The organism is Seohaeicola zhoushanensis, assembly GCF_014656415.1.
In the GTDB taxonomy this organism is placed as follows: Bacteria; Pseudomonadota; Alphaproteobacteria; order Rhodobacterales; family Rhodobacteraceae; genus Seohaeicola_A; species Seohaeicola_A zhoushanensis.
In genome coordinates this window covers 109,931-125,484 of record NZ_BNCJ01000010.1, presented here as the reverse complement: position 1 = coordinate 125,484, position 15,554 = coordinate 109,931, and the positions used below count along the sequence as shown (strand labels likewise).

The 15,554-nt window shown below is 64.6% G+C and carries 14 protein-coding genes; 11 read left to right on the top strand and 3 right to left on the bottom strand.

The window, feature by feature from the left end; translation table 11 throughout:
- The 3 genes from IE266_RS16605 to IE266_RS16595 form a co-directional block, all read right to left on the bottom strand.
- Window positions 1–507 carry a putative pterin-binding protein gene (locus IE266_RS16605; protein WP_189681229.1) on the bottom strand — a complete coding sequence of 169 codons (507 nt, stop codon included), beginning with the start codon at window positions 505–507 and terminating at the stop codon, window positions 1–3.
- 161 nt (window positions 508–668) lie between these two features.
- On the bottom strand, window positions 669–1,553 hold the full coding sequence (locus tag IE266_RS16600; RefSeq protein WP_189681228.1) for a UTP--glucose-1-phosphate uridylyltransferase: 885 nt from the start codon (window positions 1,551–1,553) through the stop codon (window positions 669–671).
- 26 nt (window positions 1,554–1,579) lie between these two features.
- Complete coding sequence (locus IE266_RS16595) at window positions 1,580–2,983, bottom strand: WecB/TagA/CpsF family glycosyltransferase (protein WP_189681227.1); 1,404 nt, start codon at window positions 2,981–2,983, stop codon at window positions 1,580–1,582.
- Between the two features lie 446 nt (window positions 2,984–3,429).
- On the opposite strand from IE266_RS16595, the gene IE266_RS16590 reads away from it, so the two are divergent.
- From IE266_RS16590 to IE266_RS16540, 11 genes are all read left to right on the top strand, one after another.
- Window positions 3,430–4,041 (top strand): response regulator transcription factor, encoded by a 612-nt coding sequence (locus IE266_RS16590; protein ID WP_189681226.1) that lies wholly within the window; start codon window positions 3,430–3,432, stop codon window positions 4,039–4,041.
- Window positions 4,042–4,205: 164 nt separating this feature from the next.
- Window positions 4,206–5,612, top strand: coding sequence for a GumC domain-containing protein (locus tag IE266_RS16585; protein ID WP_229864202.1), 1,407 nt, complete (start codon window positions 4,206–4,208; stop codon window positions 5,610–5,612).
- Window positions 5,609–6,889, top strand: a complete 1,281-nt coding sequence (locus IE266_RS16580) for an O-antigen ligase family protein (protein WP_189681224.1) — start codon at window positions 5,609–5,611, stop codon at window positions 6,887–6,889. The genes IE266_RS16585 and IE266_RS16580 overlap by 4 nt, the downstream gene beginning before the upstream one ends.
- Window positions 6,890–7,020: 131 nt before the next feature.
- Complete coding sequence (locus tag IE266_RS16575) at window positions 7,021–8,454, top strand: ABC transporter substrate-binding protein (protein WP_229864201.1); 1,434 nt, start codon at window positions 7,021–7,023, stop codon at window positions 8,452–8,454.
- A gap of 121 nt (window positions 8,455–8,575) precedes the next feature.
- The gene (locus tag IE266_RS16570) at window positions 8,576–9,802 is read left to right on the top strand and encodes a mandelate racemase/muconate lactonizing enzyme family protein (protein ID WP_189681223.1); all 1,227 of its coding nucleotides are present in this window, start codon (window positions 8,576–8,578) and stop codon (window positions 9,800–9,802) included.
- Window positions 9,803–9,823: 21 nt separating this feature from the next.
- Window positions 9,824–11,443 carry a GMC family oxidoreductase gene (locus IE266_RS16565; protein WP_189681222.1) on the top strand — a complete coding sequence of 540 codons (1,620 nt, stop codon included), beginning with the start codon at window positions 9,824–9,826 and terminating at the stop codon, window positions 11,441–11,443.
- 7 nt (window positions 11,444–11,450) lie between these two features.
- A complete protein-coding gene (locus IE266_RS16560) occupies window positions 11,451–11,930 on the top strand; it encodes a hypothetical protein (RefSeq protein ID WP_189681221.1) in 480 nt (159 codons plus the stop codon).
- Window positions 11,927–12,853, top strand: a complete 927-nt coding sequence (locus IE266_RS16555) for a carbohydrate ABC transporter permease (protein WP_229864199.1) — start codon at window positions 11,927–11,929, stop codon at window positions 12,851–12,853. The genes IE266_RS16560 and IE266_RS16555 overlap by 4 nt, the downstream gene beginning before the upstream one ends.
- Before the next feature lie 10 nt (window positions 12,854–12,863).
- Window positions 12,864–13,709: a carbohydrate ABC transporter permease gene (locus tag IE266_RS16550; RefSeq protein ID WP_229864198.1), complete on the top strand. Its 846-nt coding sequence runs from the start codon at window positions 12,864–12,866 to the stop codon at window positions 13,707–13,709.
- Window positions 13,710–13,748: 39 nt separating this feature from the next.
- Window positions 13,749–14,429 carry a GntR family transcriptional regulator gene (locus IE266_RS16545; RefSeq protein ID WP_189681219.1) on the top strand — a complete coding sequence of 227 codons (681 nt, stop codon included), beginning with the start codon at window positions 13,749–13,751 and terminating at the stop codon, window positions 14,427–14,429.
- Window positions 14,430–14,477: 48 nt separating this feature from the next.
- Window positions 14,478–15,551: an ABC transporter ATP-binding protein gene (locus IE266_RS16540; protein ID WP_189681218.1), complete on the top strand. Its 1,074-nt coding sequence runs from the start codon at window positions 14,478–14,480 to the stop codon at window positions 15,549–15,551.
- The last annotated feature ends 3 nt before the right edge of the window (window positions 15,552–15,554 follow it).

The window sequence follows — 15,554 nt, the reverse complement described above, 5'->3', positions numbered from 1 at the left end:
CTAGGGCGTGACCTCGATCCGGTCGAGTTGCCAGATGCTGCGGGAATAGATCACTTCGGTCTGGTAGGCCGGCTTGGAGTCGTATGGATAGATGACCCAAAGCGGCCCCTTGTCGCGAACCGACATCGAGGCGCCATTGTTGAGGTAAGCGACAATCGGGCCGCTTTCGATCCAGTCCTCGGAAGGTATATCGACGGCATAGTCGTTGATCGCGGTGGCCTTGGCGACCTCGCCTTTGGCGCCGACCATTTCCATCAGCCGGGCCAGGGGAACGCCGGTGAAGCTTTGCTTTCCGTCGGTCCAGATCGTGGTGGTCTCGATTGTCACTGGGGCGAGCGTTTCGAGCATGGCGCGGTCGAACCGTGCGAGGCCGTCGCCGTTGGTCTCGGTGATCTGGCCGCTGATGGTAAGCAGGATTTCGCCGGTCGGCGCGGGCAGGTCGCCGGCGTAGAGAGGCGACGCAAGAGCGATGGCGATGATGGCGGCGGATTGTAGAATTGCGGACATCGGACCTCCTTCGGCGGTTCCCTGCGAGTGTGATGCCATAAAATGGCGGCGCGGTCTTGTGGGCATTGGGGCAAGGCCCCTATCCGAATGGATAGGCAGCCGGCCGGTCGGATCCAGCCGAAGCCTCCAGTAATGGTGCATGGGTGTTGAGGAAAGGTGAGTCAGGCCGCCGCCTGGCCTGTCGCATGGTCGAAGAACTGGCAGGACATGGCCTTGGCGAGTTCGGGCCGCTCCATCGCGAAGGCGATGGTCGCCGCAAGATGCCCGGCAACCGTGCCACAATCGAAGCGTTCCCCGGTGAAGCGGTAGCCCGCAACTGGCACAGAGGCGGCATCAGCGGTTATGGCGTCGGTCAGCTGGATCTCGCCGCCGGCACCGGGGCCTGTGCGGGCCAGGGTCTCGAATATGCAAGGCGAGAGAACATACCGCCCGACCACTGCGAGGTTGGAGGGCGCGACGCTCGGGTCCGGTTTCTCGACCAGACCGCGCGCGCGGGCCAGGGCGTCGGTCTGTTGCCGGACGTCGAGGATACCGTAGGACGAAACCTGGGCGCGAGGCACTTCCATCGCGGCGACGACATGACCGCCTTCGCGCTCATGCGCGTCGATCAACTGTCCGAGGCAGGGCCGGGGCGCGCGGATCACGTCGTCGGGCAGCAGGACGGCGAAGGGGCGGTTGCCGACAACCCGTCGTGCCAGCGACACCGCGTGTCCGAGGCCGCGCGGTTGGTCCTGCCGCACGAAGGCATGGCTGCCTTCGGGCAGCCGGCTGCGTCGCAGGGCAGTCAGGGCGGCTGTCTTTCCTCCCTCGGCCAGTCTGCGTTCCAGTTCGGGCGCGGCACCGAAATGATCTTCGAGCGCGGTCTTGCCCAAGGAAGTCACGAAGACGAATTCCTCGATACCGGCCAGCCGGGCCTCTTCGACGGCGTAGTCGATCAGCGGGCGGTCAACGAGCGGGATGAACTCCTTGGGGACCGAGCGGGTCGCGGGCAGGAACCGGGTGCCGAGGCCGGCGACGGGAAAGACGGCAATCTTGACATGAGACATGGTACTCTCCTCCTTGGATTGAGGGCTCAATAGGCGCCGCGGCCGCCAATCACAGCGCGGAAGGTCATGGCGAAGAGAAGCAGATCGATCAGCGGAGAACGCGACCGGGCATAGGCAATGTCCATATCTACCATCTTGTCGAAACCAATCTCGGCGCGACCCGAAACCTGCCAGATCCCAGTCAGGCCCGGTTTGACGGCGAGGCGACCGTGGGCATGGGCCGGGTAGGCGGCATATTCCTCGGGCAGCGCGGGGCGCGGACCAACCAGAGACATTTCGCCGCGCAGCACGTTCAGCAGCTGCGGCATCTCGTCGATCGAAAAGCGCCTTAGGAACCGCCCCACCCGGGTGATGCGCGGATCGTGGCGCGACTTGAAGCAGATGCCGTCACGGTCGGACCCCTCGAGCAGTGCCGCTCGGCGCGCCTCGGCGTCGACGTGCATCGAGCGGAACTTGAACATGGTGAAGGGCTTGCCTTTCCGCCCGATCCGCACTTGGCGGAACAGCACCGGACCCCTGCTGTCGGCACGGATGGCGATGCCGAGGGCCGCTGTGAGCGGCGACAGGGCCAGGATGGCTGTGCCCGCGAGCAGGATGTCCAGAGCGCGGCGGACGTGCTGCGTGGCGCTGGTCCGGGACAGCGCATGGAGAGCTGCGCGCGCGAGAAAGCTGGCGTTGCCGGCGAGATAGCGGCCCGCCATGCGGCGCGGTTCCATCGCCAGCCGCCAGATCCATTCGCAGCGCGCCCGCCGCACGGCCGCTGGCGCGCGGGCCACGCGACCGGCGAGGAAGTCGAACAGCGCGCCGACGCCGAGGCTTAGCCCGGCGTCCAGACGGTGGGCGTTGCGGGCAAGCCAGACGTCCTGCGCGGGCACGCCGAGCGCCACCAGCAGTATGTCGGGCCGGGCCTTGTTGATTGCGGCGATTGCGGCGGTCTCGTCGGCTATTCCGTCGTAACCATCACGCGTTCCGGCGATGCGCAGGCCGGGAATGGCACGGCAAAGATTGCGCGCGGCGTCTTCGGCGACGCCGGGTCGCCCGCCGAGCAGGAACACCGATTTGCCGCGCAGAGCGGCTTCGCGCAGCAGTGCCGGGGTAAAATCGGTGCCGTTGAGGTTCTCGGCAAAGCCGTCGCCCAGCATCCGCGCGGCGATTTCCACGCCAATCCCGTCGGGCAGGACCATGTCCGCAGTCGCCAGCGCATCGGCATAGCTGCTGTTACGGGCCGCGATATTGGCACAGTGGGCGTTGAGGAAGGCGACACGCGCCTGGCTGCCCGGAGTCAGCAGGCGCGCGATCACCTCGCGGCCCTCGGCCGAGATGACATCGAGGCCGAACAGCCGGATCCGGGCGAAGCTGTGCGGGGCGGGACGAGGCAGGACGGCAGCGGGGGCCGTGAAACCTGCGCCGGTGTGGTGGGTGTAGGACATGCCGGAACTCCGATGCGAAAACTTCGCTTTCTGAATGCCCGTCGGCCGGCCCTGGCTCAATTTCGCGTCCGGAGAGGTGGTTGGGGCGCAGGGATGGGTGGCTCTCCCGCGCGGCGGCCCCCCGATACCAAATGCCAGGAAGACCCGACCAATCGGTGGTGAGGCCAAGCTTTCCGGGGCCAAGCTCGCGCCGAAAGCCGGGGAAACCCTGCCCGAACGCGCGGCTTTGCGCTTGGGGTGACAGGGCGACCTATCCCTGTGGATAGGGTGGCTTAGCCGTAAGTGTCCTGCTTCGGTCACGCAGTTCTGGTATTAGACACAGTTGGGCCGCAGTTCGCGGCAAATGGCCTAAGGTTGTATTTGATTGGAGAGTTTTCGTGATAAACGAGATACGCAGAGGTGAACCGCAATCCGGAATTCCCGGGTTGCGCAGTTTGGAGAGTTCCATGCGTATTTTGATCGCCGATGACCACGATCTTTTGCGCGACATGCTGGAGCTGTTCCTGGGCGGCGAGGCAGGGATGGAGACGGAAACCGCCCGCGATGTCGACGAGGCGGCGGCCCTGCTGGAACGGGTGGCGTTCGATCTGGTGCTGCTCGATTTCACCATGCCCGGCATGAACGGCTTGGATGGCCTTCACCGGATCATGCAGATGTCTGGCAATCACCGCGTCGCGGTGATCTCGGGGACTGCGAACCGCGAGATCGCGGAGCGGGTGCTGGAGGCCGGTGCCGCCGGTTTCCTGCCAAAGACCCTGTCGGGCAAGTCGCTGGTGAACGCTGTGCGTTTCATGGCGATGGGCGAACAATATGCGCCGCTCGAATTCATGCGCGCGGCGGAAGAACCCCAAACGCATCCGCTGGCCGAGAAGCTCTCGCCACGCGAGCTGGAGGTGCTGGAAGGGCTGACCTTGGGCAAGTCGAACAAGGAGATAGCCCGCGATCTTGATATCCGAGAACCGACGGTGAAGCTTCACGTCAAGACGCTCTATCGCAAGATCGGCGCGGCCAATCGCACCCAGGCGGCGATGCTGGCCAAGGAACAGGGCCTGTTCTGACCTCTCCGAAAGGATAGTGTCCTTCTCCGCAAGTTCCATGCGGTGATCCCCCCGCGTTGAAGCCGGGCTCGGCGAGGAATGGTAGGTTCGTGGAGTGTCACCTGCCTGCGAGTTTCGTGCCAATGCCCCGCCTGTTGCGTCTGCCCATTCGTCAACTGTCCTTCATGCGCCTACTGCGCGGCGGGCGCGTCGCCGATGCCGGACGGTTGCCGCGCTATGTCGGGCTGCTGGCTATCGGCAGTGCCGCGATATGGGCTCCGATTGCGGCCTATCTGGCGACCGCGCCGCTGCGATATACTTCCGAGATGTCGCTGATCCTGCCGGGCGCCGGGGCTTCGGCCTCGGTCAACCTCGACCGGATCGGGCAGGCTTCGTCCTATGCCAGTTCGCCTTTCGCAAGCAGTTCGGTCAGCCCGACCGAAACTTACAAACGGCTGCTGGCGGCGGAACGCATCCTGGATGCGGCGGCCGGACATATGGAGATGCGGCGCGAGGACTACGGCAAGCCGCGGGTGGAACTGGTTGACCAGACCGGGCTGATTCATGTCTCCATCGTTGGAAATTCCGCCGATGACGCCAAGGCGAGGGGCGACGCCCTGTTGCAGGCATTCTTCACCGAGATCGACGCGCTGCGGGCGGACGAAGTGGCCCGGCGTGAGACCAGCGCCGGGGGGGCCATCGAGGAATATCGCAACTCGGTCCAGTCGACCCGAGCCGAGATTTCAAGGCTGCAAAAGGAAACCGGGCTGATCTCGCCCGAGCAATACAAGGTGCTGGTCGCCGAAGCGGACACATTGTCCGGCCGCCTGCGCGATCTCACTGCAACCCTGGCCGAGAAGAGCGAGGCGGTGGTCGCGCTGGAACAGGCGCTGAGCACGACACCTTCGCTGGCTGCCGCAGCGCTGAAGCTCCACGCCGATAGCGAATTCGCCGCCCTTGCGACGCAGATGTCCGAACAGGCGGCGCTGCTGTCGCAGGCGCGGGGGCGATATGGCGAGAACCACCCCGAGGTCAAGGCCGCGCGGGTCGGGCATGAAGCGGCGAGGCGGCAGGCGCTGGATCGGGCGGCAGGGCTGACCGGGTTGACGGAAGCCGCACTGGCGGGCCTGGACCTGTCGCATGTCGGCAATCGGGCCGAACTGTTAAGCGACCTCGTCAAGTTGGAGGCCGAGCGGGCCGGACTGGCGGCCGAACATGAGGCGCTTGCTGAGCGGCTTGATGTTGCGGAAAACCGCCGCCTCGCGCTGATCGAGCCGGCCGCGCGGCTTGAAGACCTGCAACGGGATTTTGCGGTGGCAGAAGCGGTCTTTGCGTCGGCTATGGCGCGGACGCAGACCAACCGGTCCGATCTCTTCGCATCCTATCCACTGGTGCAAGTGCTAGAGGATCCGTCGCTGCCGGACAGCCCGTCCTCGCCTCGGCGCAAGCTCGCGATAGCTGCCGGAGCGGCGGCGACGCTGCTGTTCATGGTTGGCTTGGGACTGGGCTGGATGCGCCGCCCGCTGATCGACCGACTGCTTGCCACGGGGCAGGGCACCAGCGCGCCGGCCATTCGGGTGGCCGCGGAATGAGCACTGTCGTTGCGGCGCGCAACCCGGCCGAGGCTATGGTCTTCGCGGCCCTGCGCTGGACCTGGCCGTTCTACTTCGTCGGTGCGCTCTACATCGTCGGACCGGTGCTGGGATGGCTGATCGCTGGGCTGGCGATGCTCTCGCTCTATCTCGGGCCTGGCATCCGCGAGGATCTGCGCGCCACCGGCCCGGTGCCGCCTGTGGTTTGGGGCTGGATCGCTGGCATGTGCGCGATGCTGGTGGTGCTTTGGTTAGGGCACCTGTCATGGAACCTCGGGACGGGACAAACGATCAAGTCGTCTATCGGCTGGGCCAAGGGCTGGGCACTGCTTGCGCTGTTCCCACTTGCCGGGGCGGTGCTGCCGATCCGGCGCGAGATCTTGATACGCGGGCAGTGCGTCGTCGGCCTGTGGACACTTGCGCTGTTGCCGGTGCTGTTCGTTGCACCCTATGCCGGGCTGCCGGAGCGGATATTCACCTCGCCGCTGAAAGCTGTTGGAGGGCCGGGACCGGAGTATTTCACCGTGTTCTTCTACACGATGGATCCATCGAACTGGACGCCACGCTGGCAGTTCTACGCGCCCTGGTCGCCATTCGCCGCCTTGCTGGGGGTGCTGCAGGTCGCCTTTGCGCTCGAAGAGAAGAGCAGGCGCTGGCGGGCAATCGGGATCGCCGCCGGGGTTGCGATGATCGTCCTGTCGAAATCGCGGATGGGGATGATCGGCCTGGTGGCCTGCACCCTGGGGCCGCGGGTGATGCCGCTGGTGGTACGCGGCTGGGCCTGGCAGGTGCTGGCGGCGTTGGCGGCGTCCTTCGCGGTGATCGGGCCCGCGGTTCTGCGCGCGGCGGACGAGGCCGTGGCCCGGTTCCGGGGCGCGCGGGCCGACAGCACGCGGGTCCGCGAGACTTTGCAGCGTATCGCCGGCGAACGCTGGCAGGCCGAGGCCTTCTGGTTCGGCCATGGCACCGTGCATCCAGGGAGCCATGCCGTGGAATACATGCCGATCGGCAGCCATCATACCTGGTGGGGGTTACTCTTCGTCAAAGGCGTTGCCGGGTTCGTGGCTCTGCTGCTTCCGATGCTGTGGCATACAGTGCTGGTGCTGCTGGATGCAACTCGCCACCCGAGGGCACGGCTTCCGATGGCGATCATCATGACGATCGTCCTTCTATCCTTCGGTGAGAACCTGGAGATCCAGGCCTATATGCTCTGGCCGGGGCTGATGGTGCTCGGCATCCATGCCCGCGAGATGCGGGGGGATTCCGAGCATTTTTAAGTGGGTCGACTTTGATCAGTTTAGCCTGGCAGGGCGTAGATCTCGATCAATGCACGCTGTCCATCAACAGGAGAATAGATAAATAACAGCATGTTAAGATAATTTTGTGAAGTATTTGGGAACATCTTCTCGTGAGCGTCGTCGGGCTTGCGCGATCGCGTTCTAGATTATATAGAATGTATAATATTGCGCGATCAGGGGAGGATCAGGCCGTGATAAATCAAACAAAATCAATACTGTTCAGGGGGATTCGGAGGGCTGGCGTCGCCGCCGGTGCGGTTGGCCTTGCCGGGCTGCTGTGCACCTCGGCTCTGGCTGAAGGGCTGGGAACTGCATCCGCGCCGATCGAGGTGCGGATCGTCGGGAACGAGGCTTTCGTGAAAGCGTGGCAGCAGACATTAGTTCCCGAATTCAATAAGGAATTTCCGAATATTAACGTGGTCTTCGACGGTGTTCCTTACACGGAGCTACTGGCGAAGATGATGCTGGATGCGACCAGTCCGGACCCGGAATATGACATCCTGCTGGTGGATGATCCCTGGGTGCCGCAGCTGGCGCAGATCGGTGCGCTGAAGGATCTGAAGGGTTCCGAGATCGCCGGCATGACCTCGGCGGATTACGATTGGGACGATTTCAACGCGGCGCCGCTGGCCGCGGGCGCATGGGATGGCGTGCAATATGCGGTGCCGGTGCGGTCCAACGTGCTGCTGCGCTTCTACAACCGCAAACTCTACCAGGAGGCGGGCCTGCCCGAGCCGACCCCGGCGCAGACCTGGGACGAGTTCTTTGCCGAGGCGCCAAAGCTGGTGCGGGACACCAATGGCGACGGCAAGGACGACGTCTGGGCGATTGACACCTATTTCGTCCGCGAGCCGCTGACGCCGACCATCTGGCAATCGATCCTCAACGCCAACGGTGGCAGCCTGCTGGACGATGCCGGCAAGCCGGCCTTCGCCAACGAGATCGGTGAGAAATCGCTGGAAACACACAAACGGCTGCTGGATTACGCGCCGCCGGGTGCGCTGGGGCATGGCTTCTCGGAGTCGCTGCAGGCGTTCCGCCAGGGCATGGTCGCCAACATGTTCAACTGGGGCAGCGTCTACAAGTCGACAGCCGTCGATCCGAAATCGACCACGCTGACTGTCGACCAAGTCGGTATTCAGGTGCTCCCGGTCGGCACGGCTAGCGCCGGCACGCATCGCGGCATCTGGATCGCGGGCGTGAGCAGCAAGACCGAAGAGACCGAGGCTTCCTGGGCCTTCTTGCAATGGCTGACCTCGAAGCAGGGGGAAAGCATCAACGCGGCACTGATGGGCTCTTTCCCGGCGCGTAAGTCGACGCTGGCGGGCACACCGGCCGAGCCCTGGCTGGGTCCGGTCTATGCAACGCTGCAGCAGGCCTACGAGGCGGCGGAAACCGGGCACATGTGGCGCATCCGCAGCCCGAAATCCGATGCGGCGCAGCAGATCCTTGCGGATGAGATCGCCCGCGGACTGGCCGGACAGGCCAGCGCCTCGGAGGCGCTGAGCACCGCGGCCGGCAAGATCGAGAAGGCGCTGCGCTGATTTGAAGACCGGCGGGCGGTGCCACAGGCGCCGCCCGTATCCGCCCTTTGACCGCCAAAGCGGTCTGCATTCACCACAAGGCGCGACATCCACGGGCGCGCGCAACCTGTCGAGGGACACGATGCCTTCCAAAGCCATTGTCAGCGAAGTCAGCACCTTGTCGTGCAGCAACTCCTGGCGGAACTACTATTTCCTGAAGATCGTGACCGAGGACGGGATCGTCGGCTGGAGCGAGTTCGACGAGAATTTCGGCTCTCCGGGTGTTGGCCACATCATCCGCGAACTCTCGCACCGGCTGATCGGGCAGAGCGCGCATTTCCACGAGCATATCCGCGAAGACCTGCGCAACGTGACGCGTCCGGGATCTGGCGGTGTGGTCGGCCAGGCCATCGGGGCCATCGAGAACGCGTTGCTGGACGTCAAGGCCAAGGCGCTGGACGTGCCCTGCCACGTTTTGCTGGGTGGCAAGATGCGCGACAAGATCCGCGTTTACTGGTCGCACTGCGTATCCTACCGCACGCGGACCGAGCATTTCCCGCCCGGCATCCGCGACGAAAGCGGCGTTCGCCAGATCGCGCGCGAGGTGCGCGAGAAGGGGTTCAGTGCGCTCAAGACCAATATCTTCCACTATGATGAGGCCGGGCGGATCGAGGGCTGGTCGCCTGGGTTCAGCCGTCCGCACGAACCGGGCCGCAACGTGGAACGGCGCACCCGCAAGGACCTGCGCAAACACCTGCAGATCATGCGGGAAGAGGCCGGGCCGGATATCGATATCCTGCTTGATCTGAATTTCAACGGAAAGACAGAGGGTTATTTGTCATTCCTCAGGGAGATCGAGGACCTGGACCTGTTCTGGGTCGAGATCGACACGCTGGATCCGCGCGCTCTGGCCTATATCCGTTCAAAGAGCCGGCATCCGATCTCCTCCTGCGAGACGCTGATCGGCTTGCAGCAGTTCCTGCCGTTCTTCCGCGAGCAGGCGATTGACGTGGCGATTATCGACACGCCCTGGAACGGGGTCTGGCAGTCGCTCAAGATCGCGGCGGCGGCCGAGGCGCATGAGATCAACGTCGCGAGCCACAACTTCTACGGGCATCTCTGCACCATGATGAACGCGCATTTCAGCGCCGTGGTGCCGAACTTGCGGATCATGGAAACCGATATCGACCGGATCGCCTGGGATGGCGAGATCTTCACCCATGAACCCGAGATCAAGGACGGCTACCTGATCGTCCCGGACCGTCCCGGCTGGGGCACCGAGCCGGTCGAGGCGGCACTTGCCAAATACCCGCCGTCGCCGATGATCGACATGCCCAAGCGCACGCCGATCCCGCGGCTGGCGATCTGAGGGCGGGTGCCGGGGCCGGACATGCAGTCGAAGGCAGCTCATAATCCCGAGCCGGTGGATGTGCTCATCATCGGCGCCGGAGCGTCCGGCGCCGCGCTGGCCTGGAGCCTGGCCGAAACGCGGATGCGCATTGTCTGCCTGGAGCAGGGCGATTGGCCGGTGCCTTCGGCCTTTCCGGCCAACCGCCGGGACTGGGAGGGGCGCACCTACGAAGACTACGCGATCAGCCCGAACCGGCGCGGGCTGCCGGCCGACTATCCGATCAACGACGACGACTCGCCGATCAAGGTGGCGAATTACAACGGCGTCGGTGGCGGCACGGTTTTCTATGCCGCGCATTTCCCTCGGTTGCATCCCTCGGATTTCCGGGTGCGCAGCCTGGATGGCGTGGCCGAAGACTGGCCGATCGACTATGACACGCTTGCGCCGTTCTACGACCTGAACGACCGCAAGATGGGCGTGGCGAGCCTGGCCGGCGATCCGGCCTATCCGGAAAAGCCCGCGGTCATGCCGCCGATACCGATGGGCCGGACGGGCGAGGTGCTGGGCACCGCGATGAACCGCCTGGGGTGGCATTGGTGGCCCTCGGACGCGGCCATCGCCACGCAGGAATACGATGGCCGCGCGCCCTGCATCAACCTGGGCCAGTGTGGCTCGGGCTGCGCGCAGGGGGCCAAGGCAAGCACCGATATCACCTATTGGCAGGAGGCAATCCGCTCGCGGGTCGAGGTGCGCACCGGCTGCCGGGTGGCGCGGATCGAGACGAATGCCGAGGGCATGGCAAGCGGCGCGGTCTACTATGACCGCGAAGGGCGCGAGATCTTCCAGACGGCAGAGATCGTGGTGGTCGCCTGCAATGGGGTCGGAACGCCTCGGCTGCTGCTGAACTCGGCCTCGGGACGGTTCCCTGACGGCTTGGCGAATTCCAGCGGGCTGGTGGGGCGGAACCTGATGCTGCACCCCTATGCCCAGATCCGGGGCCATTTCGACCAGCCGATGGACAGCCTGCGCGGTTCGCCCATCTGCACCTGGAGCATGGAGTTCTACGAGACCGACGCCGCGCGCGGTTTCCTGCGGGGTTATGCCTATCAGTTCTCGCGTGGGATGGGGCCCGTGCGGACGGCGATCAACGGCATGGCCGATGGGCTGATCCCCTGGGGTGCCGACCATCATGCGGCGATGCGGCGGCTGTTCGGGCATAGCGCCGGGATGGTCTCGATCTGTGAGGATCTGCCGGAAGAGCACAACCGGGTGACGCTCGACGAGAGCCTGCGGGACGGTGACGGCATCCCGGCGCCCAAGATCACTTACACTTTGTCCGACAACTCACGGAAGATGCTGGAACATTCTGTTGCGCGCGGGCGCGAGATCCTGGCCGAGGCGGGGGCGCGGGACATCACGTCAAAGACGCTGCTGCCGTATGCCGGCTGGCACCTCATGGGCACCGCGCGGATGGGCCGCGACCCCGAGCGGTCGGTGGTCAACGAATGGGGCCGCGCGCATGACGTGCGCAACCTGTTCATCGTCGACGGTAGCCTTTTCGTTACTTCGGGCGGGGTCAACCCGACCTCGACGATCCAGGCGCTGGCGCTTTACATCGGGGACCGGATCAAGGCCCGCATCTATGATCTGTTCGACTGAGGCGGGAATGGAACGTATGATAAGGCCTTCCATCGAACTGACCGCCGAGGAGCGGGGCGTTCTCGCTATGGTGGCTGGATACATGATCCCCGCCAGCGTCGAGCACGGGATGCCGGGAGCGGACGATCCAGCGATCCTGGCGGATATCGTTGCGTCGCTCGACCGGGATGCGACAGGCGTGCGGACCGCATTGGCGCGCATCCTAGACATGGCTGGTGGAGGGTTCGGCGCACTGCCGAGAGATGAGGTGCGCGATCTCCTGGAGGCTTTCCGCACCGGCAATCGCGAGTTGGCGGGACTGCTGGAGATGGTGGTGGCGCGGAGCTACTACGCCGATGACCGGGTGATGCTCGCCCTCGACCTGGAGCCCAGGCCGCCTTTCCCGAAGGGCTACGAAGTGGAGCAGGGTGACCTTGCCTTGCTCGATCCAGTGCGCGCGCGCGGGCCGATCTGGCGGGCTGTCGACACGAAAGGAGATGAGGTATGAGTGATGTTCTGGCAGCCAGTCCTGGGAGTGCGAAAACGCGCCGTAATCCTCTGACCCGCGACCTGCTGGTGCGCTGGTCCTTCATGCTGCCGGCGATCATTCTGATGGTCGCGCTGCTCGCCTATCCGATCTTCTATACGCTCGACATCAGCTTCTCGCGTTTCGAGATCACCTCCTTCGGGGCTGGCGAATGGGTTGGGCTCGAGAACTACCGCGAAGTGATCGCCGATTATCGCTTCTGGGACTCGATGAAGGTGACGCTGATTTACCTGGTCTTCGCGTTGCCGATCCAGGTCGCCTTGGGATTCTTCATTGCCTATCTCATCAATGCGCCCTGGGCCGGGCGGGGGCTGCTTCGGGCGTTGTTCATCATTCCCATGGTGGTCGCGCCGGTAGTCGCCGGGGGCATGTGGCGGATGATCCTCGACCCGCTCTGGGGGATCCTGAACTATTGGCTGGGGCTGATCGGTCTGGGGCCGCTCGACTGGTTCGGCGATGCGAACCTGGCCATGGCGGCGGTGATCATCATCGACACCTGGCGCTGGACGCCCTTCATCGTGCTGATCGCTACCGCCGCCATGCTGGCGCTGCCCAAGGACGTCTTCGAGGCGGCCAAGATCGACGGCTGCAACTGGTGGTCGACGCTCTGGTCTGTCGCGGTGCCGCTGCTGGTCCCGGTGATCGCGGCCACCTTCGTGATCCGCTGGCTGGGCGCGGTGAAGATGTTCGATATCGTGCTGGCGGCCACCTATGGCGGTCCCGGCAAGGCGACCGGGGTGGTCAACCTGTTCATCTACGAAGAGGCCTTCCGTTCACTGCGTTTTGCCGAAGCGGCGGCGATGGCGGTGATCGTGCTGGTTCTGACCATGGTGCTGACCGGGATCTTCCTGCGCGGCAGCCGCAAGCTCGAGGAGTGGTTCTAGGATGGCGTTCATGAGCAGAACCCCCGCACGGCAGGGCGTTGCCGGCAACCGGGTGCGGATCGCGGCGGGAATCGCGGTCAGCGTGATCTTCCTCTTTCCGGTCTTCTGGATGGTGCTGACCTCGTTCAAGCACCAGGTCGATATCTTTACCAACCCGCCCAAGTTCCTGTTCTCGCCGACGCTGGAAACCTACGTCGAATACATGACCCGAGCCGATATCAACAAACGGCTGGCGAACACGATCATCGTGGCCTTTGGTTCGGGTGTCTTCTCGCTGCTGGTCGGGGCGATGGCGGGCTATGCGCTGGCGCGGGTCCGGATCAAGGGCGCGGCCACTTTCGGGCTGCTGATCCTGCTGTCGCGGGGGGTGCCGCCGATTGCGCTGGCGGTGCCGATGTTCCTGGTGGCGCGCAAGCTGGGGCTGACCGACAAGCACATCACGCTGATTCTGGCCTACAGCACCTTCCTAGTGCCCTATGTCATGTGGCTGATGCGTAGCTTCTTCGTCTCGCTCCCGCGCGAGCTGGAAGAGTCGGCGATGATCGACGGCTGTTCGCGCTATGGCGCCTTCTTCAAGATCATCGTGCCGATCTCGCTGCCGGGCCTGATCTCGACAATGATCTTCTCGATGATCCTGGCCTGGGAGGAGTTGCTCTTTGCGCTGGTGCTGACCAACCGCCACGCGACGACGATGCCGGTGGCCATTGCCGGGATCGCCGGGGATACGATCAACGGGGCCAACTGGGCCGCGCTGACGGCGGTGGGTACGATAACGGTGGTTCCGGTCGTGATCTTCGCGCTGCTGGTCCAGAAATGGCTTATCAAGGGGCTCGCCGACGGCGCAACCAAGGGCTAGACCGCGCCGATTGCGCAACATGGGAAGGGGAGTGGAGCGATGACCGCTACAAACCAGTTCAATACCAAGACCGAGATGGCTCGGCGCCATATCCGCTCGATGATCCTGGCGGGCAAGATCGGACCGGGGGACCGGATCACCACCAACGAAATGTCGCAGGCGCTGGGGATCAGTGAAACACCGATCCGCGAGGCGCTGCGCTGGATGGCCTCCGAGGGCTGGCTCGATATCCAGAACCACGTCGGCGCGGTGGTAAAGGGGCTGGAGCTGGACCAGATTTCCGAGATCAGCGCGCTGCGAGGGCAGATCTGCGGGCTGGGCATCGAGCTCGGCGCGGCCTTTTTCGACGCCGAGCGCAAGGCACTGATCGACCGCAATATCGAGGCCTATCGCCGGGCGCTGGACGCGCAGGACTATGTCCAGGTGGCAGAATTGAACTATGAATTCCACGACCTGCTGTGCGACACGCCGCGCTCGCGCTGGTGCCGGCGGCTGCTGGACAACATGCACGGGCTGATGTCGGCGCAACGCTACGGGCTGGTGCCCCAGCACGACCGCCTGGAAAAGGCGCTGCAGGAGCACAAGAGCATCCGCGACATGATCCGTGCCGGTGATTTCGGCGCGGCTGCGGTGCTTGCCGAGCAGCACGAGAAGAATACAGGCGAGTTCCTGATCAAGCTGCTGAACGAGAAGGCAGCGCAGGCGGGCGGGAACGGCTGAAAGGTAGGTCCGTGGGGGCCAGTGTCGAAAAGACTTAGGGGAGAGAGCATGGGAACGGTTCAGATCAGGAACGCGCGGAAGGCCTACGGGGCCGTCGAGGTGCTGCACGGCATCTCGATCGACATCGAGGACGGCGAATTCGTCGCGCTGGTCGGGCCATCGGGCTGCGGCAAGTCGACCTTGCTGCGGATGATCGCGGGGCTGGAGGATATCACCGGGGGTGACATCCTGATCGCCGACCGCGTGGTAAACAACGTGGCGCCGAAGGACCGCGATATCGCCATGGTGTTCCAGAACTACGCGCTCTACCCACATATGAACGTGCGCGACAACATGGGCTTTGCCCTGCGCCAGCGCCGGGTGCCCAAGCCCGAGATTGCCGAACGGGTGAGCGCTGCGGCTCGGATCCTGGGGCTGGAGGCGCTGCTCGACCGCAAGCCGCGTCAGTTGTCGGGCGGGCAGCGGCAGCGGGTCGCCATGGGCCGGGCCATCGTGCGCGATCCGAATGTCTTCCTGTTCGACGAGCCGCTCTCGAACCTCGATGCCAAGCTGCGGGTGCAGATGCGCTCGGAGATCAAGGAACTGCACCAGCGGCTGAACACCACGACGATCTACGTTACCCACGACCAGATCGAGGCGATGACCCTGGCCGACCGCGTGGTGGTGATGAACGGCGGGGTGATCGAGCAGATGGGACCGCCGCTGGAGCTCTACGACCGTCCGGCGAGCCTGTTCGTCGCGGCCTTCATCGGCTCGCCGCCGATGAACTTCCTGAGCGGACGCCTGGCCGAGGGGGATATACTCCTGATGGCCGATGGCACGCGGCTTCGGCTGCCGGTCGGCGATCCGAAGCGGCGCAGCGAGGTGACGGTAGGCGTCCGGCCTGAGCATTTCGCGGTGGCCGAGACCGGCTGGCCGGCGGTGGTCTCGGTGGTCGAGCCGACCGGGTCAGAGACCCAGATCACCGCAAGGATTGCCGGGCAGACAATTCGGGTGCTGGTCCGGGGCCGGTTCTCGGCGCCGCCTGAGACCGTGATCCATCTCCAGGTGGCGCCCGAGCATGTCCATATCTTCGACCCTGCGCCGCTGCCGGACCTGGCCGAACTCGAAGACGTGGCTTGACGC